This is a genomic window from Micromonospora violae, assembly GCF_004217135.1.
GTDB classification, from domain to species: domain Bacteria; phylum Actinomycetota; class Actinomycetes; order Mycobacteriales; family Micromonosporaceae; genus Micromonospora; species Micromonospora violae.
This window is the reverse complement of the sequence record NZ_SHKK01000001.1, coordinates 3,553,132-3,572,630: the sequence shown is the minus strand read 5'-3', so window position 1 is coordinate 3,572,630 and position 19,499 is coordinate 3,553,132. Positions and strand designations below refer to the sequence as shown.

Sequence of the window (19,499 nt, the reverse complement as noted above, 5' to 3'; positions counted from 1 at the left end):
TCAACCGAGCAGGTCGACCAGCCGACCGAGCACGCCGGAGCTGACCAGGATCACCACCCCGATGCCGACGAAGATCGCCGGTACCAGCCAGTGGCCGGCGCGTTCGACCAGCCGGACCACGCGCCGGTGCCCGCCCAGCCAGGCCCCGGCGGCGCACCACAGGGCGATGAGCAGCACGAAGGTCAGCAGGAACACCGCGCTGTCGGCGACGCCGAGGGCCCGGAAGACGGGTACGTAGACCGCCACGTTGTCGGCGCCGTTGGCGATGGTCACCCCGGCCACGCCGAGCGTTCCGGTGACCACCGTGGGTGCCTCGTCGTCGTCGGAGCTGCTCAGCGCGTGGACCCCCAGCGCGATCGGCAGCAGACCGAGCAGCCCCGTCCACGGGTCCGGCACCGCCAGGAGCCCAGCCGCGATCACCGCGCTCGCCAGCGCGAGCGCGCCGATGCCCAGGTACTGGCCGGCGACGATCTGCCTCGCCCGGGGTCGGCCGGTGCTGCGGGCCGCGACGAAGAACAGCGTCAGGATGACGATGTCGTCGATGTCGGTGGCGGCGAAGACCACCGCCGCTCCCGCCGCCGTGCCGAGCAGATCGATCACGGTTGGAGGCTACGGGTCGCCGGCAGCGACCAGCGCTCGGCGGTGGGCCGTCCGGACGCCGCGCGGGACCCCATCGCCAGGATCACTCTATCGGGAAGCTGACATTGCATAGCGTGTCGGTTGGCGAAGAGTTGATATCTGGCGCATGATCGTTCGAGGCGGTCTAATAGGTGGGACCGTATCCGAACCGCACAGTCTGGGACGTGAGGACACAGCATGGCAGCCACTGGCACAGCCACCAGCACTGAGAAGGGTCGCCGGATCGTCGGAGCCGAGCGTCAGACGCTCGCCAAGGACCTGGTAAAGCGGTACACCTCGGGGGAGAGCATCCGAGCGTTGGCGGCCTCGACCGGCCGTTCCTACGGGTTCATCCACCGAGTGCTCACCGAGTCCGGGGTGCAGCTGCGTCAGCGCGGTGGTGCCCGGCGCCGCAAGAAGGCGTGACCCGCCCCTCAGCGTCGTCCACCAGCGCCGCGCCCCGGGACGTCCGGTGACCGCCGAGGCGACCGGGGTTCGGCTGACTTGCGACGGGCCGGTCGCCACGGTGACGTTGTGCCGGCCCGACGTGCTCAACGCCCAGACGCCAGCGATGTGGCGGGCGATGAGCGATTTCGCCCGTGACCTGCCCGGCGACGTGCGGGTGGTGGTGGTGCGTGGCGAGGGTCGGGCCTTCTCGGCCGGCCTCGATCTCGCGGTGGCGGGTGCCTCCGGCCCGGGGTCGTTCGCGGAGTTGGCCACGCTGTCCGAGCAGGAGTGCGCCGAGCGCATCGCGGAGTTCCAGGCCGGTTTCACCTGGTTGCACCGGCCGGATGTCGTCTCCGTCGCGGCCGTGCAGGGCCACGCGATCGGCGCGGGCTTCCAGCTCGCGCTCGCCTGTGACCTGCGCGTGCTGTCCACGGACGCGAAGCTGTCCATGGCCGAGGTGACCCTTGGTCTGGTGCCCGACCTGGCCGGCACGAAACGCCTCGTCGAGTTGGTTGGCTACGCACGGGCGTTGGAGATCTGCGCGACCGGCCGCCGCCTGGACGCCGCCGAGGCGGACCGGGTCGGGCTGGCCACCCTGGTCGTGCCCCCCGCCGAGCTGGACGGCGCGGTGCGGGACCTGACCGCCGGTCTGCTCTCCGGCGCCCGCGACGCGGTGGTGGAGATCAAGGCGTTGCTCGCCGGTGCCGCGGGGCGGTCGCACGCCGACCAGCAGCGCGCGGAGCGGGAGGCGCAGACCCGGCGGCTTCGCGACCTCGCCGGCAGGGGAGAATAGGTAAGGACCGCACGGGAAGATCCGGGTTACGACCGAGGTTGTCACAGTCGTCGGGAGAATTGACCTGACGGTGCGGTCTGCCCGGCAACCCGGAGGTGAGCGATGTCCAACCCGATGTCCGGCGGCGGCATGGTCGGGTGGAGCATGCTCCGGTCGATGCGCAACCGCGACGAGGTCTCCACCCACCGGCTCCAGCGCGGGGTGGCCCGCCGCATCGTCGCCTTTGCCCAGCCCTACCGGCGCGACATCGTCGTCTTCCTGGCGACCGTGGTGCTGGCCGCCATCATTGGCGTGGCCACGCCGGTGCTCGCCGGTGACGTGATCAATGCGATCAACGAGGGTGGCAGCGAGGCCGGCCGGCTCGTGGTGCGGCTGGCCCTGTTCATCGCCGCCCTGGCGGTCGCCGACGCGCTGCTGTCGCTGGCCCAACGGTGGTATTCCGCCCGCATCGGCGAAGGCATCATCCTCAACCTGCGCACCCGGGTCTACGACCACGTGCAGCGGATGCCGTTGCAGTTTTTCACCCGTACCCAGACGGGCGCCCTGGTCAGCCGGCTCAACAACGACGTGCTCGGCGCCCAGCGGGCGTTCACCTCCACCCTGTCCGGTGTGGTCAGCAACGTCATCCAGCTGGTGCTCACCGCGGCGGTGATGTTCACCCTCTCCTGGCAGATCACCGCGCTCTCGCTGGTGCTGCTGCCGATCTTCATCATTCCGGCGCGCCGGGTCGGTCGGCGGCTGGCCGACATCACCCGCGAGGCGTACAACCTCGACGCCAAGATGAACGCGACCATGACCGAGCGGTTCGGGGTGGCCGGCGCGCTGCTGGTGAAGCTCTTCGGTCAGCCCGAGATCGAGGCCCGCCGGTTCGCCGGCCGGGCCGAGCGGGTCCGCGACATCGGCATCCAGTCGGCTATGTATTCCCGCACCTTCTTCGTGGCGATGCTGCTGGTCGCCTCACTGGCCCAGGCGTTGACCTACGGTCTCGGTGGTTGGCTCGCGGTGACCGGTGGCGTCAGCGCCGGCACGGTGGTGACGCTCGCGCTGCTGCTCACCCGCCTGTACGGGCCGCTCACCGCGCTCTCCAACGTGCGGGTGGACGTGATGAGCGCGCTGGTCTCCTTCGACCGGGTCTTCGAGGTGCTCGACCTCAAGCCGGGCATCGTGGAGAAGCCCGACGCGGTGCCGGTGCCCCGCAACACCGGCCGGGTCGACTTCCGCGACGTGCGGTTCCGCTACCCGAGTGCCGCCGAGATCTCCCTCGCCTCCCTGGAGGAGGTCGCCACGCTCGACCGGACCGTCAACGAGCCGGTGCTCAAGGGGGTCTCGTTCAGCGTCGAGCCAGGGCAGATGGTCGCGCTGGTCGGCCCGTCCGGCGCCGGCAAGTCGACCCTGTCGATGCTCATCTCCCGGATCTACGACGTCACCGACGGGCAGGTGCTCGTCGGCGGGGTGGATGTGCGGGACGCGACCCTGGCCTCGCTGCGGGACGAGATCGGCGTGGTCACTCAGGATTCGCACCTGTTCCACGAGACGATCGCGGAAAACCTTCGCTACGCCAAGCCGGACGCCACCGACGACGAGATCTGGGCCGCGCTGGCCGGGGCGCAGGTGGCCGACCTGGTCCGGTCGCTGCCCGACGGGCTGGACACCACCGTCGGGGAGCGCGGCTACCGGTTCTCCGGTGGCGAGAAGCAGCGCATCGCGATCGCCCGACTCCTGCTCAAGGCCCCGTCGATCGTGATCCTCGACGAGGCGACCGCACACCTGGATTCGGAGAGCGAGGCGGCGGTGCAGCGGGCGCTGTCGGTGGCGCTGGCCGGGCGTACCGCCCTGGTGATCGCACACCGGCTCTCCACCGTGCGCGACGCCGACCAGATTCTCGTCCTCGACGGCGGGCGGATCGTCGAGCGGGGGCGGCACGACGAGTTGGTGGCCGTCGGCGGGCTCTACGCCGAGCTGTACCGAACCCAGTTCGCGGTCGCCGACTCGCCCACCCCGTTCGTCGACGCGACCGGCCCCGAGCCGGTGGTCATGCCGCTGGGCACCTACCGCGCCGACGAGGTGCTGCCGCCCGCCGCCGCCAACTGAGCGACGGGTCGGCTCCGGCCCGCCCGCAGGTCATCGCACGATGTCGGTCGGTTGCTCTACGGTGTGCGCCGTGAACGCCGTTCAGACGTACCGATACCTCCAGCCGTCGGCGCTGCGCGCCGCCGGTCTCGACCTGCAGACCAGTGGCGGCCCGACGGCCAATCCACGGTTCTTCTCCGGGTTCCTCACCACCCCGGCGGCCGCGGCGGCCGGCCTGCTCGCCGTGGCCGAGGTGGCCCGCACCCGCTACCACCAGCCGGCCAGCCCCGCGAGTCTGGATCCGGTGGTCACCGGCAGCCAGGCCCGGCTGCGCTTCGAGTCCTTCTCCGGCTGCTGCGGGGTGTACGCCCGGATGGACGTGGGCCCGGCCGGCTTCGACGGCGAGATCGTCGGGCACGGCACCACAAACGTCGACGTCAACCCGCCACTGCGCGAGGCGCTCGCCCGGGTGGGTGGGATCGAGCCGCTGCACCTGGCCGTCGGCCCGGACGACCTCACCGTCTCCACCATGGACGGCGCGGTGGTGGAGCGGAAGGTCCCGCTGCCGGGTCGCTGGTTGCGGGGCTTCGCGGAGGTGCATGTGCTCACCGCCGGGTTCGAACCACGCGCCGAGATCCCGGCCGCCGAGGCCGCGGCGTTCCTGCGCCGGCTGCCCGGGGCGCGCGACCGCTCGGTGCTCTGGGCGTTACCGGCCGGTCGTACGCTCCGGCTGACCTCCAGGCCGGTGCCGGGTGCCGTCTGTCTGGCCGGGGCGGGGCGGCTCGCGGCGCTGCGCGGGCTGCTGCGGCACGCCCACACCCTCCGGGTGTACGGGCCGGCGGCGCGGGCCGGTTCGCCGGCCCTGCCGAGCGTGTGGGAACTGGACACCGGCTCGCTGCGGTTGTCCCTGACGCTCTCGCCCGAGCCGTACCGGGGGTTCTCCGGTGAGGGGGCCGCGCTGCTCGCGCTCGCCGGCGACGAGGTGATCGACGACGCGGAGCTGGTCGGCGGTCTGCTCTCCTGGGACCCGACGATCGACGTCGCCGCGCTGGCCGACGCCGTCGGGTTGCCCGACGACCGGGTCCGCGCCGCGTTGGCTCAGCTCGGCACCGCCGGACGGGTCGGTTACGACGTCGCCGAGTCCGCGTACTTTCACCGCGTCATGCCCTACGACGCGGGCCGCGCCGAGCGGGACAATCCTCGCCTGATCGGCGCGCGCACGCTCGTGGAGCAGGGCGCGGTCCACCCGGACGGTGCGCACGCCACGGTACGCAGCGGCGACGAGGACTACCGGGTGCGCCGGCTGCCCGACGGCAGCCTCACCTGCTCCTGCCGGTGGTGGGCGAAGCACCGGGGGCAGCGAGGGCCCTGCAAACACGCCCTCGCCGTCTCCATGGTGGCAGCGCCGGCGGAGGTGGGGGTGTGACGGAGATCTTCCGGTGCCTGGCCGTCGGCGACGTCTCCGCCGTCGCCGCGCTGGTGCACCCGCTGGACGAGCCGGCCCGGCGGGCGCTCGGCGACGAGTTGGTCGCCCATGTCCGCAGTCGGCGGGGCAACTGGTGGTCGGGCCGGGAGGCGACCGCCCTGGCGGTGCTGGCGGTGGGCACGTTGAGCACCGCCCCGAAGACGGCGGCCCTGCTCGGCCGGCGGGAGGTCGAGCTGGGCGGCGTGGACCACGCGCCGGTGATCGCGGCGGCCCGCCAGCGCGGGGTGCCCTGGCTGGCCGACGTGGCGTACCGGCTGGCCGAGCGGCTGCCCCGCAGTCGCTCGTGGGATGGTTGGGATTTCGTCGCCGGGCTGCTGGTGGCGGAGCAGGCACCGCCGCCGACCGGGGACGCGTTCGTCGCTGGCTGGGCACACTCGCTGTGGATGGCGCGGTACGAGGGCCGGCCCCGGCCGCTGCTCGACCGGCTGCGCGCCGACCCGTTCCTGGACCCGCTGCTGCCCCGGCTGTTCGAGGTCGACGGGATCGGCCTCGACCTGGTGTTCAACGGCGCCGGGCAGGGGGTGCCCCCGGCGTTGGCCGCGCTGGCGGCGGAGGGACGGATCGACCGGTCGGCGTTGCTGGACGGGGTTCTCGGACGGCTGCTGCGCGGCGACCGGCCGGGCGCGCTGCGTCCGTTCCTCGCCCTGCACGACCTGTTGGCACCCGTACCCGCCGAGGTGGCGGCGCGGTCGAGCGCCTACCTGCGGCTGCTCGCCGACGCGCCGGGGCCGGTGGCGGTCCTGGCCCAGCGGACGCTGCGGGAGGCGGGCGGCGAGCTGGAGCTCGACGCGGTGCTGGACGCCGCGCGGGTCGTCCTGGGTCGGCCGGAGAAGGCGCTGGTGCGGGCGCAGCTGTCCTGGTTGGATCGACTGGCCCGGCAGCATCCCCAGCGGACGGCCGAGATCGCCGAGGTCCTCGCGTCGGGCGTCGTGCAGCCCTCCGGCGACCTGCGCGACCGCGCGCTGGCGCTGGCGCGGCGGCACGGCCATCGGCCGGTCACCACGGCCACCGTGGCGGTGGCCGGCGACGAACTGCCGCCGCCGGTGCCGCCCGCGCCCGCGCCACCGCCGATCACGGACGTGGATGAGCTGGTGGAGGAGGTCGCCGGGCTGCTCGGTCGGCAGTGGCCGACGCCAGCGTTGGAGCGGGTCCTCGACGGGTTGGTCCGGCTGACCACCCGCGACCGGGACCGGCTGGAGGCTGCCCTGCTGCCGGCGCTGCGCCGCGCAGAGATCCGGGGGCACGACGGCATCTGGGCGATGTTCAACCTGCGGGCCCAGGTGAACGGCGTTTTGTTGGCCGCCGCCGCGCCGACGGGAGCTGACCGTCGGCGCGAGCAGTGGTCCCGCATCCTGGGCCAGCGGGCGACCTTTAAGAAGCGGCTCCTGCGCCGCTGGCCGAGCGCCGAGTGGGCCGACCAGTCGGCGCTCACGCGAATCTACTGCGCCCGGCTCGCCGAGATCGGGCAGCGTCTCGACGGCTCGGACGACCCCGGGCTGCTGGCCGCACCGACGTCCGTCACCGGGGCCGTCGAGCCGGTGGCGCTCTACGAACGGCTGGCCGCCTGCGGTGACCGGCCGGTCTGGCGGTGGGATCTCACCCAGGCCCTGCTGCGGCTGCCCGCCGGCGTGGACGACGCCCTGGCGGCCCGCGCTGCGGCGCTCGGCACGCCAGCTGGGGACGACCTGGCTGGCTGGCTGCGCGGCGGCGCCCTACCGGCGCCCGTGCAGGAGGTGGTCACGATCGGTCGGCGCGAGCGCCGCCGCGGGTTCGACTCGGGCTACGACCACCTGCCCGAGCGGCGTACCGTCGTGACCACCACCCCGCCGGACGGCGAGGCGGACCCGCTCGGCCTGCTTACCGTGCCGGTCCGCCCGGTCGGGCAGGGGCCCGCCGACTGGGTCGACCTGTGGCCGGCGCTGCTGCCGGGGCACCGGGGTCTGGTCGCTGCCCGCTTGCTGCCCGACGTCGCGAGCGCCGCACAGGAGGGTGCCGAAGGGTTCGGCGCGCTGCTGCCGCAGCTCGCCGAGTGCACCGGCGTCGGCGGTCCGGCCGTCGACCTGGCCCTGGCGTACGGCTTGTGCGCCCGACACGAGGCGGACCGGGTCGCCGCCCTCGACGCCCTCCTGATGCTGGCGGCAGCCGGTGAGCTGGACGCCCCGGGCGTCGGGGGTCGGTTGGGCGCGTTGGCGGCGGACAACCAGGTGACGCTGGCCCGGGCGGTGACACCGCTGCGGGACGCGGTGGCGGCCGGTGCCCGGCTGAGCGTGTGGCGGCTCCTCGCCGCCGCGCTGCCGCCGTTGCTGACCGGACCGACCTCGCCCCGCGGCACCCCCGACCTGCTCGCTCTGGCCGCCGAGACGGCCAGCGCGACCGGCGTACGCATTGAGCTGCCAGGGCTGGGCGACGTCGTGGCGCGCGGCGGCTCGACCCGGTTGGTGCGGGAGGCCCGCCGGCTCGGCACGGCGCTGGCCGCCTGACCCGCCGGTCGGCGGAGCGCCGCGTCCACCGCGGGCGGCGTTCCGCCGACGGCCGCCGATCGTCAGCTCTCCGCGGGCTGGCGGCGGTCGGGCAGGCCGGTCGCGACCCGCAGCTCGGCGAACGCCAACCCAAGGGTGACCGGGGTGAAGTGCGCGTTCAGGCCGCTCGGGTTGGGTAGCACCCAGAGCCGGGCGTCGGCCAGCGACTCCGGTTGCGGCCCGAAGGCGGCCTTCGGCCGCTGGAAACCGATCCGGTACGCGGTCACCCCCACCACCGCCACCCAGCGCGGCCGGTACCGGGCCACCTTGTCGGTCAGGATCGCCGCGCCGGCGAGCAGTTCGTCGGTGCTCAGCTCGTCCGCGCGGGCGCTGGCCCGGGCCGCCATGTTGGTGATGCCGAGCCCGAGGGCGGGTAGCTCGTCCTGTTCGCTGGGGTGCAGCAGGCGGGGGGTGAAACCGCCCCGGTGCAGGGCGGGCCAGAACCGGTTGCCGGGCCGGGCGAAGTGCCATCCGGTCGCGGCCGACCACAGGCCCGGGTTGATGCCGACGAAGAGCACCGCCAGCCCCGGCGCGAGGACGTCGGGGATGGTCCGGTCGGCGGCAGCCGCCAGGTCCGCCCGCGTCGGCCGGACCGTCCCGGGTGTCACCGTACGGGCATCTCGGGCCGGGCCCGGCGTCACAGCCCGCGCAGCGCGCCACCGTCGACGGGCAGGGTGATCCCGGTGAGGTAGCTGGCGGCGGGGGAGAGCACGAACGCGGCCACCCGGCCGAACTCGGCCGGGTCGCCGACGCGGCGCAGCGGGATGGTGGACTCCGCCTCGGCGCGGGCCCGCTCCGGGTCGCCGGTCGCTCCGAACAGCTCCCGGTTGCGATCGGTCATGATCCGGCCGGGCAGCAGGCCGACCACCCGGACCCCGCGCGGGCCGAAGTCGTCGGCGATGTCCTTGGCGGCCCCGACCAGGCCGGGCCGCAGACCGTTGGAGATGCCGAGACCGGGCACCGGGCCACGGGCCGAGGTGGAGAGCACCAGCCCGATCGCGCCGCCCTCGGGCAGCGCGTTGGCGACCGTGCGGACCGCGCGGATGGTGCCCAGGAAGACGGTCTCGAAGGAGAGCCGCCACTGCTCGTCGGTGACCGCTGCGGCGTTGCCCGGCGGTGGCCCGCCGACCGAGATCAGCGCGCCGTCGAGCCGGCCGAAATGCTCCTGCGCGGCGGCGACGAGCTGCTCCGGGGTCTCCGGGTTGGCCAGGTCGCCGGTCAGCCCGACGGCGTGCTCCGGGCCACCCAGCTGCTCGGCGGCGGCGGCCACGGCATCCGCGTCGCGGGCCGAGAGCACCACCCGCGCGCCGTCGGCGACCAGGCACTGCGCGGTCGCGTAACCCAGGCCGCGGGAGGCGCCGGTGAGGACGTACACGCGGTCGGTCAGTCCGAGATCCATGACTCCGATCTTGCCGCATCCGGTACACGGTCGCCAGCAAGGATGGATTTACGTGGGGCGGGGCGTAGCAGGCGTACCCGGCCGGCGATCTGCACCGCGACGGCGCCGCCGGCGCGGCCCACCGCCGGTGCCCGGCGCGGACGCGGCGCCCGACGCCCGTCGTAGCGCAGGCGTGCCTCCCGGACGGCCAACTCCTCGGCGGCCACCGGGGGGAGCGCCTGCTGGTCGTGCAGGGCACGGGCCAGGTCCCAACCGTCGCGCAGTGATCCGGCGGTGGGTCGCCGGGCGGCCCAGTCGGCGAAGGTCTTCGACCAACCGGCACCGAGGCCGGCGGCGAGCAGTGGCCAGTGTCGGGCCACCTCGCCGGCCCGCTTGCGCAGCAGGGCCGCGCGGGTGGCGGCCAGCGGGCCCGGCGCGAACCCCGCCGGTGGCGTACCCCCGGCGACCAGCGCCGCGACCAGTTCGGCCTGCCGCTCGGCGAGCCCGGCGCGGGGCGCGGACTCGCCGTCGGGTGTGCCCGTCATGTCACGGCCGGGAAGCCCGCGGCGGCGGCCAGGGCGTCCAGTTCGGCGCGGAGTTCGGCGGCCGGCGGGTAGTGGCCGTCGCGTTCCAGCAGCAGCGCCGGCGGTCGCCGCCGGGCGCAGAGCGCGCCGACCAGATCCAGCACCGCCGTCGGCACCGGGTCGGTGTGGGTGTCGTGGTAGTAGCCGGCGTGCTCCGCGCCGCCGGCCACGTGGGCGTACGCGACGCGCTCCAACGGCAGGCGGTCCAGCAACGCGAGCGGGTCGGTGCCCCGGTTGCGGGCGTTGGCGTGCACGTTCGCCACGTCCAGCAGCAACAGGGCCCCGGTCCGGTCGAGGATCTCGGTGAGGAAGTCGGCCTCGTCCAGCTCGTCGTCGGGCCAGTCGACCAACGCGGCGATCGGTTCCAGCGCGATCGGCACCGGAAGCTCGGCCTGTGCCCGTGCCACGTTGGCGCAGACCGCGTCGACGGCTTCCCTGCTGCGCGGCAGCGGCAGCAGGTGGCCGGCCTCCAGGCCGCCGGCCCGGACGAACGCGATGTGCTCGCTGACCAGCGGGGCGTCCAGGCGTTGCGCGACCGCGGCCAGGTGCGCGACCCGGGCTGGGTCGACCGGCTCGGCGCCGCCGAGGGAGAGCCGCACCCCGTGCGGGACGACCGTCACCGCGCGTTCCCGCAGCTGCGTCAGGCCGGGTGGGAGTGGCCCGGAGGCGGGAATCCCCTCGGCCACCACCTCGACGAAGCGCAGGCCGGGCAGTTCGGCCACGAAGCCGGCGATCTCCGGTCGCCAGCCGATGCCGACCCCGGACGGGCCGGTCATCCGCCGCACCCTCCGCCGCCGCACCCGCCGCCACCGCCGCAGGAGCTGCCGCCGTCTCCACCGGAGCTGTCGCCTCCGCCACCGGACGATCCGTCGGAGCCGCCGGACCAACCGCTGCTGGCGGCGGCCTGGCGCTGAATCTCGGCCTGTGCGGCGAAGCCCGGGTCGAGCGCCCAGAGCGCGGCGGTGCCAAAGAGGGCGACGCCCATCGCCGCGCCGGCCGCTCCGTAGGTGGTGTAGGCGGGCGCGGAAGCCGGCGCGAGGTGGGCGTGCGCGCGGCGGACGGAGCGTAGGGCGGCCCGACCGGCGCGGGTGAGCATGGGCGCCCGGCGCAGCAGCAGCGTGATGATCAGCAGCGGAACCAGGGTGAGCAGCAGGTAACCGACCGGCTGATCGTTGAACAGGCCGGAGACCAGTCGGAACACACCGACGCCCAGCAGGACGGCGAGGATCGTGGCCCAGAAGCGGGCCCGGGCGCGCTGTGCGTCGTTGGTGAGCAGCCCCCGCTGCTCCAGGCCGTCGCGGATCTGGTCCAGCGCGATGCGTACGCGCTCGTCGCGCGGCAGGTCGCCGGCGCGGGCGTGCTGGTGCGCGGCCCAGTGGATGGCCTGCTCCAGCGGGGTGAGCCCGGTCGGCGCGGCCCCGGCGGTGGTCAGCCGGCGGTCCGGTCGCACACCGATCGCACGGCTGCCACGCAGCCCGCCGAGTGCGGCGTGTACGGCCAGCTGAGGACCCTCGTTGAGGTAGGCGACCTGCTGCGGCCCGAGTGGGTCGGCGGTCATGGATGCCGTCGATCCGACGGCGAGACGGACCCGGTGGTACGCCGTAATCACCACCACCAGGACGGCCGCCGCGAGGTAGTACCGCAGGAAGGTCGGGCCGGGGATGCCCCAGGTGTCACCGGACGCGGCGTGGACGATCATCGACTGCTCCTGTCACCGGAGGGATCGGCGGCCCCATTGTGGAGCAGCCTCGCCATGGTCGATCGGCCGGTGTCGGGGCGGTCAGTGGCGGCGGACCGCCTCCTCGACCAGATCGAGCACCGGGCCCAGGTCACCGGCGGGTCGGCCCATGGCCAGGTGCAGCACCAGGCCGTCGTAGGCCAGCTCCAGGAACTGGGCCAGCACGTCGATCGGTACGTCCTCGCGGAGCACTCCGGCGTCGCGTTGGCGGGCCAGCCGGTCCCGGGTCGCCTCCGCGATCGCGGCGGACCGTTCGGCCCACCGGCGCGCGAACGCGGGGTCGGTGCGCAGCCGCCGGGAGACCTCCAGTTGGCTGCCCAGCCAGCCGGTGGTGTCCGGGGAGACGGCGCGGGCGAGCAGATCGCGCATCACCTGCACCAGACCGTTGCGGGCCACCGTCTCGACCATGGCCGCGGCGTCGTCCTCGGCGACAGCCAGGAAGAGCGAGTCCTTGTCGCGGAAGTGGTGGAAGATCGCGCCGCGGGACAGGCCGGTGGCCTCTTCGAGGCGGCGGACGGTCGCCCCCTCGTAGCCGAGCCGGGCGAAACACGCCCGGGCCGCGGCGAGGATCTCCTGCCGGCGCGCGTCGAGCTGGTCCTGGCTTACTCTGGGCACAGGTCGATCGTCGCAGGTCCCCTCGTGGCACGCAAACCGTACGTACGGCTTGGGATGCTGCCGACTACCATCGCCCGGTGACCCAGCCCCGCAGCCTGCCCCGCTCCCCGTTGACCGTAGCCACCGTCCAGGCCACCCCCACGCCGGGTGACGTCGCCGGCAACGCGGTCACCGCCGCCGACCTGGTCCGCCAGGCCGGCCAGCGGGGTGCCCGGGTGGCCGTCCTGCCAGAGTTGTTCCTCTGCGCGTACCACCCGCCGGTTCTCGCCGCCGACCCGGCCGGCACGGACGTCGCGGCCGATGCGGACGGGATGGTCGCGGATCCGCGGCTCGACCCGCTGCGCGCCGCCGCCAGCGAGGCCGGCGTCACCGCGCTGGTCGGCGCGGCCGTGCGGCACCCGGACGGCCGTCGGACCATCGCGGCGCTGGTGATCGACCGGGCCGGCGGGGTGCGGGTCGGCTACGACAAGCAGCAGTTGTGGGGGAGCGAGCGGGAGCTGTTCACCCCCGGCGGTCGGGGTGCCACGCTGCTCATCGACGACTGGCGGCTCGGGTTGGGCATCTGCTACGACGGCTGTTTCCCCGAGCATGGCCGGGCCGCCGCCCTCGACGGCGCACACGGCTACCTGTGCCCCAGCGGTTACCTGGCCGGCTCCGAGCACCGCCGGGATCTCTACTACGCCGCGCGGGCCCTGGACAACACGATGTTCGTGGTCTTCGCCAACGCGGTCGGCGGCGTCGACCCGTGGCGGTTCAACGGCGGCGCGGCCATCTACGACCCCGAGGGGCGGGTGCTGGCCCGCGGGGACGACGACGGCACGGCGGTGCTCGTGGCGACGCTGGATCCCGCCGTGCTCGCGGCCACCCGGGCGGCCCACTCGATGCTCGTCGATCGACTGTCGGACCAGGGCGACCCGCGGATGTCGATGGCTGGCTGACCCCGTCGTCAGGTCGATACCCGTCGCATCTGTTGGCGGACACGTCGGTCCCGTAGGGTGCCCGAGTGCCACTGCTCCTGCTGGACCTGGACAACACCCTGCTGGACCGGGCCGGGCCGTTCCGCCGCTGGGGTGAGCGCTTCCTGGGCAGCATCGGCGCGCCCCCCACCGACATCGACTGGCTCGTCTCGATCGACGCTGACGGGCTGACCGACCGCTGGGACCTCGCCGACGCCATCCGGGACCGCTACGAGCTGCGCATCCCCTCGATCGACCTGGTGGAAGAGCTGCACGACGGGGTGGTGGAGCAGACCCGCCTCGACCCGCTGACCGCGTGCGCGCTGCGGATCGCCGACGACGCCGGCTGGGTGCCGGTGGTGGTCTGCAACGGCACCGTACGCGTCGAGGACGCCAAGATCCGCCGGACCGGGCTGGACCAGTACGTGGCGGACTGGGTGATCTCCGAGGAGGCCGGCGTCAGCAAGCCCAACCCGAGAATCTTCGCGCTCGCCGCCCAGCGGGTCCGGATGCCGCTACGGGGGGCGTGGGTGGTCGGCGACAGCCCGGAGGCGGACATCGGCGGCGCCGCGGCGGTGGGGCTGCCCAGCGTCTGGCTGCACCGAGGGCGTACCTGGTCGGACGTCCGGTTCGCGCCGAGCCGAACGGTGGACGGGTTGATCGCCGCGGTCGCCACAGTCCTCGCCCGCTGAGGGTTGTCCGCGCTGGCCGTCGCCGTCGGGTGACGGCTCGGTAATTCGGTTGACCGGCCGCCGTGGCGGTACGAGCATTGTCCGCGCATCGTGCATCCCGGGTGTGTGCCCGGTTGAGGAGAGGGGGTCGGTCATGGCCGTCTTCGCAGGTCGCTTCCAGCCGCCTACCTCAGCCTCGACCAAGGGAACTTCACCACAGTGCGCGATTACGACCTTCCGGCGCTGGAGCGCCGGAGCCGCGGCAAGAGCCGCTTCGACGACGACGAACCGCAGTTTCTGAAGCGCGGGCGGCCCACCGCGCCGCTCGCCGACCCGGACAGCGAGCCCGACCCGGACACCGGTGACCACTGGTCGTCCTGGGACGACGCCGTGCACGGGCCAGAGCCGCATCCGGCCTGGCTGGTCACCGAGTTGGCGGCCAAGGACACCGAGCTGGGTGTGCTGAAGACCGGCAAGGAGGCGGACGTCCACCTGGTCCGCCGGGCGGTGCCCGACACCGACCGGTCCTGCCTGCTCGCGGTGAAACGCTACCGCGATCCCGAGCACCGGTTGTTCCACCGCGATGCCGGCTATCTGGAGGGCCGGAGGGTGCGCCGGTCCCGGGAGAACCGGGCGATGGCCGGCCGGACGGCGTTCGGCCGGCAGATGATCGCCGGGCAGTGGGCCGCCGCCGAGTTCGCCGCCCTGACCCGGCTCTGGGAGATCGGCGCCGGGCACGACCGGATCGCCGTGCCGTACCCGGTGCAGTTGCGGGGCACCGAGTTGATGCTGGAGTTCGTCGGTGACGCCGAGTCGGGGGAGGCGGCGCCCCGACTGGCCCAGCTGCGACCCGACCCGGCCGAGCTGCGTGACCTGTGGGCCCAGCTGGTGGAGGCGCTGCGGGTGCTGGCTCGGGCCGGCTACGCGCACGGCGACCTGTCGCCGTACAACCTGCTGGTGCACCAGGGCCGGCTGGTCGTGATCGACCTGCCGCAGGTGGTCGACGTGGTGGCGAACCCACAGGGGCCGGAGTTCCTGGCCCGCGATGTGCGGGTGGTCGGCACCTGGTTCGCGGCCCGGGGTCTCCCCGCCGACCAGGTCGATCCCGGCGTGTTGACCGGAGAGCTGCTGCGCGAGGCGGGCGTCCGCTGATCGGAGCGGGTCGGGCGGGCACACCGCCCGACCCGCACGCCGGCTACTGCAGGTAGCGCTCCACCTCGGGCTTGGGGCGTTCGCCCTGGGCGTCCGGGTCGCCGTGGGTGTCCCGGGCGGCCCGGCGGCGGCGCAGCAGGTCCCAGCACTGGTCGAGGGACTCTTCCAGGGCGCGCAGTCGCTCGCTGGCCTCGCCCTCGGTGCCCGACTCGTGGGCCTGGGCCTCGGCGCGCAGCTTGTGTTCCTCGTCGACCAGCTCGGTGATCCGGTTCAGGATGGTCTTGTCGTCCATGCCACAGAGCCTGGCACAGGGTGCCGGGCGTCGCCCGGATTCGGGGGTACCGGTGCGTCCGGGATCACCGACCGGCGTCGGTTGGCCGGGTATCGGTGTAGATGGAAATTGCGCCGTACACAAGTCTAGAAGGTGCTCCTCGTTGGTGAGATGCTTCCGTCGGCCCAGAAGGTGAATGTTTTATCAACCCGACCGACCACAGTGGACAGCTGCGGTCGCCGGGACGACGAGGAGACGTGGTTCGATGTCGCAGGTGTTCGAGGCGCGCCCCGCCACCGTCAACAGCGAACCCCGGATGATTCCGTTACGAACCGCGCTGCCCGCGTTGATCCGCGATCCGCTGGGCGCGCTCGTCGACTTCGCGCAGGACGCCGACGGCGAGGTCATCCGGCTCAACCTCGGCTCGTTCCGCCCCTATCTGGTCAGCCACCCTGAGCACCTGCAACGCGTCCTGCGGGACAACGTTGCCAACTACACCCGGGACGGCGACGGACTGCTGTGGCGACCCGTTCGTCGGATCGTCGGCGACGCCATCCTGGTCGCCGAGGGTGCGATCTGGGAGTCCAGCCGAGGCGCCCTGCAACCGTTGTTCACCGCCAAGCGGGCCGAGACGCTCGTCGACAAGATGGCCGAGGCGATCAACGAAGCGGTCGACGAGTGGCTCGAACCGGCCCTCGCCGGTCGCCCGATCGACGGCGGTGCGGAGCTGACCCGGATCGTCCTGCGCACCACCATGCGGGTGCTCTTCGCCGACCGGATCTCGGTCCCCGATGCCCTGCGGATCAGCGCCGCGCTGGACACCCTCACCACCGCGATGCTCCCCCGACTGCTGGTGCCCGCCGTGCCGTACGCGGTGCCGATGCCCGGCGACCGGCGCTTCCGCGAGGCGGTGCGCACCATCGACGCGGTGGTGCTGCCGATCATCCGGGAGGCCCGGGCCCATCCCACCGACGGCGACGACATCATCTCCACGCTCTGCCGGCCGCGTGCCGACGGCAGCGAACCCGACGAGTACGCGATCCGCGGCGACGTGGTCGCGATGTTCTCCACCGCCACCGAGACCACCATCGCGCTGCTCTCCTGGCTCTGGCCGGTGCTGGCGTCCCGACCCGACGTGGCCGAGCGGATGACCGACGAGATCGAACAGGTCGTCGGCGCCGACCGGGTCGGCCGCGAGCACCTGCCCCAGCTGCGCTACGGCCGGATGGTGCTCGACGAGATGCTGCGGCTCTACCCGGCCGGCTGGATGATCCCGCGCACCGCGGTCGGCGACGACGTGCTGGGCGGGGTGCGGATCAAAGCCGGCGGCAGCGTGCTGGTCAGCCCGTACGTGACCCAGCGGATGTCGACGTTCTGGAACGACCCGACGCTCTTCGACCCGGAGCGGTTCGCGCCGGAGCTGCCCCGGCGGCGCTACCGCTACTCCTACTTCCCGTTCGGCGGCGGCCCGCACCAGTGCCTCGGGCAGTACCTGTTCCTGCTGGAGGCCCAGCTCATCGTCAGCACCGTGCTGAGCCGCTACCGTTTCCGGCTGCGCGAACCGGTCGACCTCACCCCTCGGATGGGCGCCTCGCTGCAACCCAAGCAACGGGCCGAGCTCATCCTCACCCCGGTCGAGCGCCTGGCCGCGTCGTGACCGACAGCCCGCGACCGGCGCAGGCCGGCCAGGACGCGGTCGCCGAGCAGGGCCGGGTGTGCGCACTCGCTGTGCGGGGCGTCCGCGACCTCCAGGCTGTCACCGCCGCCCACCCCGAACTGTTCGACGCCGCACCGTTCGACCCGGCGCTGCTCAGCTCGGTGGCCACCACTGTCGCCTTCATCGCGCCCTGGCACACCGCCGCCGAACTGCGGATCACCACCCGTACCGTGCTCTGGGTCTTCGCCGCCGACTGGCAGATCGACTACCTCGCCCGTTCCGTGGACGACGTCCGGCAGGTGGTGACCGACTGCCTGGCAGCGGCCGATGGCGCGACGCCCCCACCGGGGCGGCACCTGGCACGGCTCCTGGCCGACCTGCGCGACGAGCTGACGACCGTGCCGGCGTTCGCCCGGCTGCGCCCGATCTGGCGCGACGAGTTGGCCCGGATGCTCGCTGCCGCCGCTCGGGAGTGGGACTGGAAGAACCTGCCGACCGACCCGACCACCGGGCGCCGCCTGCCGGACCTGGACCGCTACCTGGAGAACGCCGACAACTCCGGCAGCTCCTTCGTCAACAGCACCCACTGGATAGCCACCGGCGACGAGCGGACGCTCGCCCAGTTGACCGACCTGCTGGACGCCGGACGGGGCGTGCAGCGGGTGCTGCGGCTGGTCAACGACCTCGCCACCCAGGGGCGCGACGCCGAGTGGGGTGACCTGAACGCCCTGTCGCTGGTCGACGACCCGGCGCAGGTGCACGACCGGCTGGCCGAGCTGACCGCCCGGTCCCGAGGGGACCTGGCCGCCCTCGCCGAACGGTGCCCCCGCCAGGCGGAGTACCTCAACCGGCAGATCTCCTTCACCGGCGGCTTCTACCAACTGGCGGACTTCTGGGGTGCGCGCGATGAGTGACCGCGCCGTGCGGGTTCTCGTCGACGCGGCGAGCACCGACCCGATCGCCGACGCCGCCCGCGAACTGGTCGCCGGCCTGTGCCTGCGGCCGTGGGGGCAGGTCGCCGCGTCGCTGTACGAGACCGGGCGGTTGGTGGCCGTCGCTCCCTGGCTGACCGGGCACCACCAGCGGATCGCGTTCCTGCTGCGCAGTCAGCGTCCGGACGGGGCGTGGGGCCCACCCGAGGGGTACGCCCTGGTGCCGACGTTGAGCGCCACCGACGCGCTGCTCGCCGCCCTGGCCGACGGTAGGGGCGGGACGGACCTGCTCACGTCGGTGTCCCGTGGCCTCGGCGCGCTCGCCGGCACGCTGCTGGCCGGCGACGCGCGGACGCTGCCGGACACCCCCGCGCTGGACCTCATCGTTCCGGCGCTGGTCGACACGATCAACGACCGGCTCGCGGGGTTGGAGCGGGCCATCGCCGACCGGCTGCCCCGCCCGCCGTTGCCGCTGCCGCCCGGGCTCAACCGGGACCGGCTGCGCGCGGTGCGGTCCGCGGTGGCCGCCGGCGCGGCGCTGCCACCGAAGCTGGCCCACTTCTACGAGATCCTGGACGCGGTCCCCGCCGACGCCGGCCCCACGCTCACCGCGGTCGGCGCCTCACCCGCCGCGACCGCCGCCTGGCTGAGCGCGGCCGGACCCTCCGCCGGCCCCGCCGCGCACGCCTTCCTGCGGGCGTTGATCCGCGACGGGGGCGGCCCGGTGCCCTGCCCGGCACCGATCACGGTCTTCGAGCGGGCGTGGGTGCTCAGCGGCCTGCGTCGCGCCGGAGTCACCATCAACCCGCCGACCTCCGTCCTGGAGAGCCTGACCGCCGCCACCGCCGGCCAGGGCATCGCCACCGGCGACGGCCTGCCGACCGACGCCGACACCACGGCGGTGTCCCTCGACGCGTTGGCCCGGCTCGGGCGTCCGGCGGACCCGGCCAGCCTGTGGGCGTACGAGACGGCCGACGGTTTCTGCACGTGGCCGGGGGAGGACGGCTTCTCGGTCACCACGAACGCCCATGTGCTGGACGCCTTCGGCCAGCACGTGGCCCGGCACCCGGACGCGGACCCGCGCTATCGCCGGGCGGTCGAGCGGCTGAGCCTGGTGTTGACCGGGCGCCAGCGTGCCGACGGCGCCTGGCAGGACCGCTGGCACGCCTCGCCGTACTACGCCACCGTCTGCTGTGTGCAGGCGCTGGCCGAGTTCGGGCGGGGTGCGGCCGCCGCCGAGGCGGTGGACCGGGCTGCCGGCTGGGTGCTGAACAGTCAGCGCGCGGACGGCTCGTGGGGGCGGTGGAGCGGCACCGCCGAGGAGACGGCGTACGCCCTCCAGGTGCTGCTGACGGTGCCGACGACGGTGCCACGGGTCGACGACGCCGTGGCCCGTGGGCACGCCTACCTGCACGAATCCGTCGACCGGGAGCACCCTCCACTGTGGTACGGCAAGGAGCTGTACTGTCCGACAGTGATCGTGCGCGCCGCGGTGCTCGCCGCCTGTCGGTTGACCACCGATCGGGCCTCCGGGGTGGACCGATCGGTGGTGGATTGCGGCTACCAGCTAACAAAAACAACAACTTGAGGGGTTGTGTGGACACTGCTAGCG

General features: G+C 73.7%; 19 protein-coding genes. 11 read left to right on the top strand and 8 right to left on the bottom strand.

The window, feature by feature from the left end; all coding sequences use genetic code 11:
- The gene (locus tag EV382_RS15670) at positions 1 to 600 is read right to left on the bottom strand and encodes a cadmium resistance transporter (protein ID WP_130402687.1); all 600 of its coding nucleotides are present in this window, start codon (positions 598 to 600) and stop codon (positions 1 to 3) included.
- 216 nt (positions 601 to 816) lie between these two features.
- Here EV382_RS15670 and EV382_RS15665 point away from each other — a divergent pair, with 216 nt between their 5' ends.
- From EV382_RS15665 to EV382_RS15645, 5 genes are all read left to right on the top strand, one after another.
- A complete protein-coding gene (locus tag EV382_RS15665; protein WP_007462679.1) occupies positions 817 to 1,044 on the top strand; it encodes a helix-turn-helix domain-containing protein in 228 nt (75 codons plus the stop codon).
- A 46-nt stretch (positions 1,045 to 1,090) separates the two neighbouring features.
- The gene (locus EV382_RS15660; RefSeq protein ID WP_130402685.1) at positions 1,091 to 1,858 is read left to right on the top strand and encodes an enoyl-CoA hydratase/isomerase family protein; all 768 of its coding nucleotides are present in this window, start codon (positions 1,091 to 1,093) and stop codon (positions 1,856 to 1,858) included.
- 114 nt (positions 1,859 to 1,972) lie between these two features.
- The gene (locus EV382_RS15655) at positions 1,973 to 3,949 is read left to right on the top strand and encodes an ABC transporter ATP-binding protein (RefSeq protein ID WP_208758623.1); all 1,977 of its coding nucleotides are present in this window, start codon (positions 1,973 to 1,975) and stop codon (positions 3,947 to 3,949) included.
- Positions 3,950 to 4,019: 70 nt separating this feature from the next.
- Positions 4,020 to 5,354, top strand: coding sequence for an SWIM zinc finger family protein (locus EV382_RS15650; protein ID WP_130402682.1), 1,335 nt, complete (start codon positions 4,020 to 4,022; stop codon positions 5,352 to 5,354).
- Entirely contained in the window at positions 5,351 to 7,894 is a 2,544-nt protein-coding gene (locus tag EV382_RS15645) for a hypothetical protein (RefSeq protein ID WP_130402680.1), read from the top strand. The genes EV382_RS15650 and EV382_RS15645 overlap by 4 nt, the downstream gene beginning before the upstream one ends.
- A 62-nt stretch (positions 7,895 to 7,956) precedes the next feature.
- Here the strand turns inward: EV382_RS15645 and mug are convergent, their stop codons facing one another.
- The 6 genes from mug to EV382_RS15615 all read right to left on the bottom strand — a co-directional run bounded on the left by mug (position 7,957) and on the right by EV382_RS15615 (position 12,248).
- Positions 7,957 to 8,574 (bottom strand): G/U mismatch-specific DNA glycosylase, encoded by a 618-nt coding sequence (gene mug, locus EV382_RS15640; protein WP_425271901.1) that lies wholly within the window; start codon positions 8,572 to 8,574, stop codon positions 7,957 to 7,959.
- Complete coding sequence (locus EV382_RS15635; RefSeq protein ID WP_130402676.1) at positions 8,571 to 9,332, bottom strand: SDR family oxidoreductase; 762 nt, start codon at positions 9,330 to 9,332, stop codon at positions 8,571 to 8,573. Before EV382_RS15635 ends, mug begins: the two co-directional genes overlap by 4 nt.
- Positions 9,317 to 9,856 (bottom strand): SCO6045 C-terminal-like domain-containing protein, encoded by a 540-nt coding sequence (locus EV382_RS15630; protein WP_244236711.1) that lies wholly within the window; start codon positions 9,854 to 9,856, stop codon positions 9,317 to 9,319. The genes EV382_RS15635 and EV382_RS15630 overlap by 16 nt, the downstream gene beginning before the upstream one ends.
- Complete coding sequence (locus EV382_RS15625; protein ID WP_130402674.1) at positions 9,853 to 10,671, bottom strand: MbnB/TglH/ChrH family RiPP precursor modification enzyme; 819 nt, start codon at positions 10,669 to 10,671, stop codon at positions 9,853 to 9,855. The genes EV382_RS15630 and EV382_RS15625 overlap by 4 nt, the downstream gene beginning before the upstream one ends.
- Entirely contained in the window at positions 10,668 to 11,594 is a 927-nt protein-coding gene (locus EV382_RS15620; protein WP_130402672.1) for a TIGR04222 domain-containing membrane protein, read from the bottom strand. The genes EV382_RS15625 and EV382_RS15620 overlap by 4 nt, the downstream gene beginning before the upstream one ends.
- An 81-nt stretch (positions 11,595 to 11,675) precedes the next feature.
- Positions 11,676 to 12,248 carry a TetR/AcrR family transcriptional regulator gene (locus EV382_RS15615; protein WP_091403732.1) on the bottom strand — a complete coding sequence of 191 codons (573 nt, stop codon included), beginning with the start codon at positions 12,246 to 12,248 and terminating at the stop codon, positions 11,676 to 11,678.
- A 77-nt stretch (positions 12,249 to 12,325) separates the two neighbouring features.
- On the opposite strand from EV382_RS15615, the gene EV382_RS15610 reads away from it, so the two are divergent.
- From EV382_RS15610 to EV382_RS15600, 3 genes are all read left to right on the top strand, one after another.
- Positions 12,326 to 13,186 carry a carbon-nitrogen hydrolase family protein gene (locus EV382_RS15610; protein WP_130402670.1) on the top strand — a complete coding sequence of 287 codons (861 nt, stop codon included), beginning with the start codon at positions 12,326 to 12,328 and terminating at the stop codon, positions 13,184 to 13,186.
- Between the two features lie 65 nt (positions 13,187 to 13,251).
- Positions 13,252 to 13,896, top strand: a complete 645-nt coding sequence (locus tag EV382_RS15605; protein WP_130402668.1) for an HAD family hydrolase — start codon at positions 13,252 to 13,254, stop codon at positions 13,894 to 13,896.
- 198 nt (positions 13,897 to 14,094) lie between these two features.
- Complete coding sequence (locus tag EV382_RS15600; RefSeq protein ID WP_130402666.1) at positions 14,095 to 15,027, top strand: serine protein kinase RIO; 933 nt, start codon at positions 14,095 to 14,097, stop codon at positions 15,025 to 15,027.
- A gap of 43 nt (positions 15,028 to 15,070) precedes the next feature.
- On the opposite strand, the gene EV382_RS15595 is transcribed toward EV382_RS15600, so the two are convergent.
- Entirely contained in the window at positions 15,071 to 15,319 is a 249-nt protein-coding gene (locus tag EV382_RS15595; protein ID WP_130402664.1) for a DUF2630 family protein, read from the bottom strand.
- 298 nt (positions 15,320 to 15,617) lie between these two features.
- On the opposite strand from EV382_RS15595, the gene EV382_RS15590 reads away from it, so the two are divergent.
- From EV382_RS15590 to EV382_RS15580, 3 genes are read left to right on the top strand one after another with little or no spacing between them, the layout of a single operon-like run.
- The gene (locus EV382_RS15590; protein WP_208758622.1) at positions 15,618 to 16,955 is read left to right on the top strand and encodes a cytochrome P450; all 1,338 of its coding nucleotides are present in this window, start codon (positions 15,618 to 15,620) and stop codon (positions 16,953 to 16,955) included.
- Positions 16,952 to 17,869, top strand: a complete 918-nt coding sequence (locus EV382_RS15585; RefSeq protein ID WP_130402660.1) for a terpene synthase family protein — start codon at positions 16,952 to 16,954, stop codon at positions 17,867 to 17,869. Before EV382_RS15590 ends, EV382_RS15585 begins: the two co-directional genes overlap by 4 nt.
- Positions 17,862 to 19,475, top strand: coding sequence for a prenyltransferase/squalene oxidase repeat-containing protein (locus EV382_RS15580; RefSeq protein WP_130402658.1), 1,614 nt, complete (start codon positions 17,862 to 17,864; stop codon positions 19,473 to 19,475). Before EV382_RS15585 ends, EV382_RS15580 begins: the two co-directional genes overlap by 8 nt.
- Positions 19,476 to 19,499 lie beyond the last annotated feature (24 nt).

Excerpts from the sequence above, each read along its gene's own strand:
- EV382_RS15665 (WP_007462679.1), top strand. The coding sequence starts at position 817 with ATGGCAGCCACTGGCACAGCCACCAGCACTGAGAAGGGTCGCCGGATC.
- EV382_RS15655 (WP_208758623.1), top strand. The coding sequence starts at position 1,973 with ATGTCCGGCGGCGGCATGGTCGGGTGGAGCATGCTCCGGTCGATGCGC.
- EV382_RS15635 (WP_130402676.1), bottom strand. The coding sequence starts at position 9,332 with ATGGATCTCGGACTGACCGACCGCGTGTACGTCCTCACCGGCGCCTCC.
- EV382_RS15630 (WP_244236711.1), bottom strand. The coding sequence starts at position 9,856 with ATGACGGGCACACCCGACGGCGAGTCCGCGCCCCGCGCCGGGCTCGCC.
- EV382_RS15625 (WP_130402674.1), bottom strand. The coding sequence starts at position 10,671 with ATGACCGGCCCGTCCGGGGTCGGCATCGGCTGGCGACCGGAGATCGCC.
- EV382_RS15620 (WP_130402672.1), bottom strand. The coding sequence starts at position 11,594 with ATGATCGTCCACGCCGCGTCCGGTGACACCTGGGGCATCCCCGGCCCG.
- EV382_RS15595 (WP_130402664.1), bottom strand. The coding sequence starts at position 15,319 with ATGGACGACAAGACCATCCTGAACCGGATCACCGAGCTGGTCGACGAG.
- EV382_RS15580 (WP_130402658.1), top strand. The coding sequence starts at position 17,862 with ATGAGTGACCGCGCCGTGCGGGTTCTCGTCGACGCGGCGAGCACCGAC.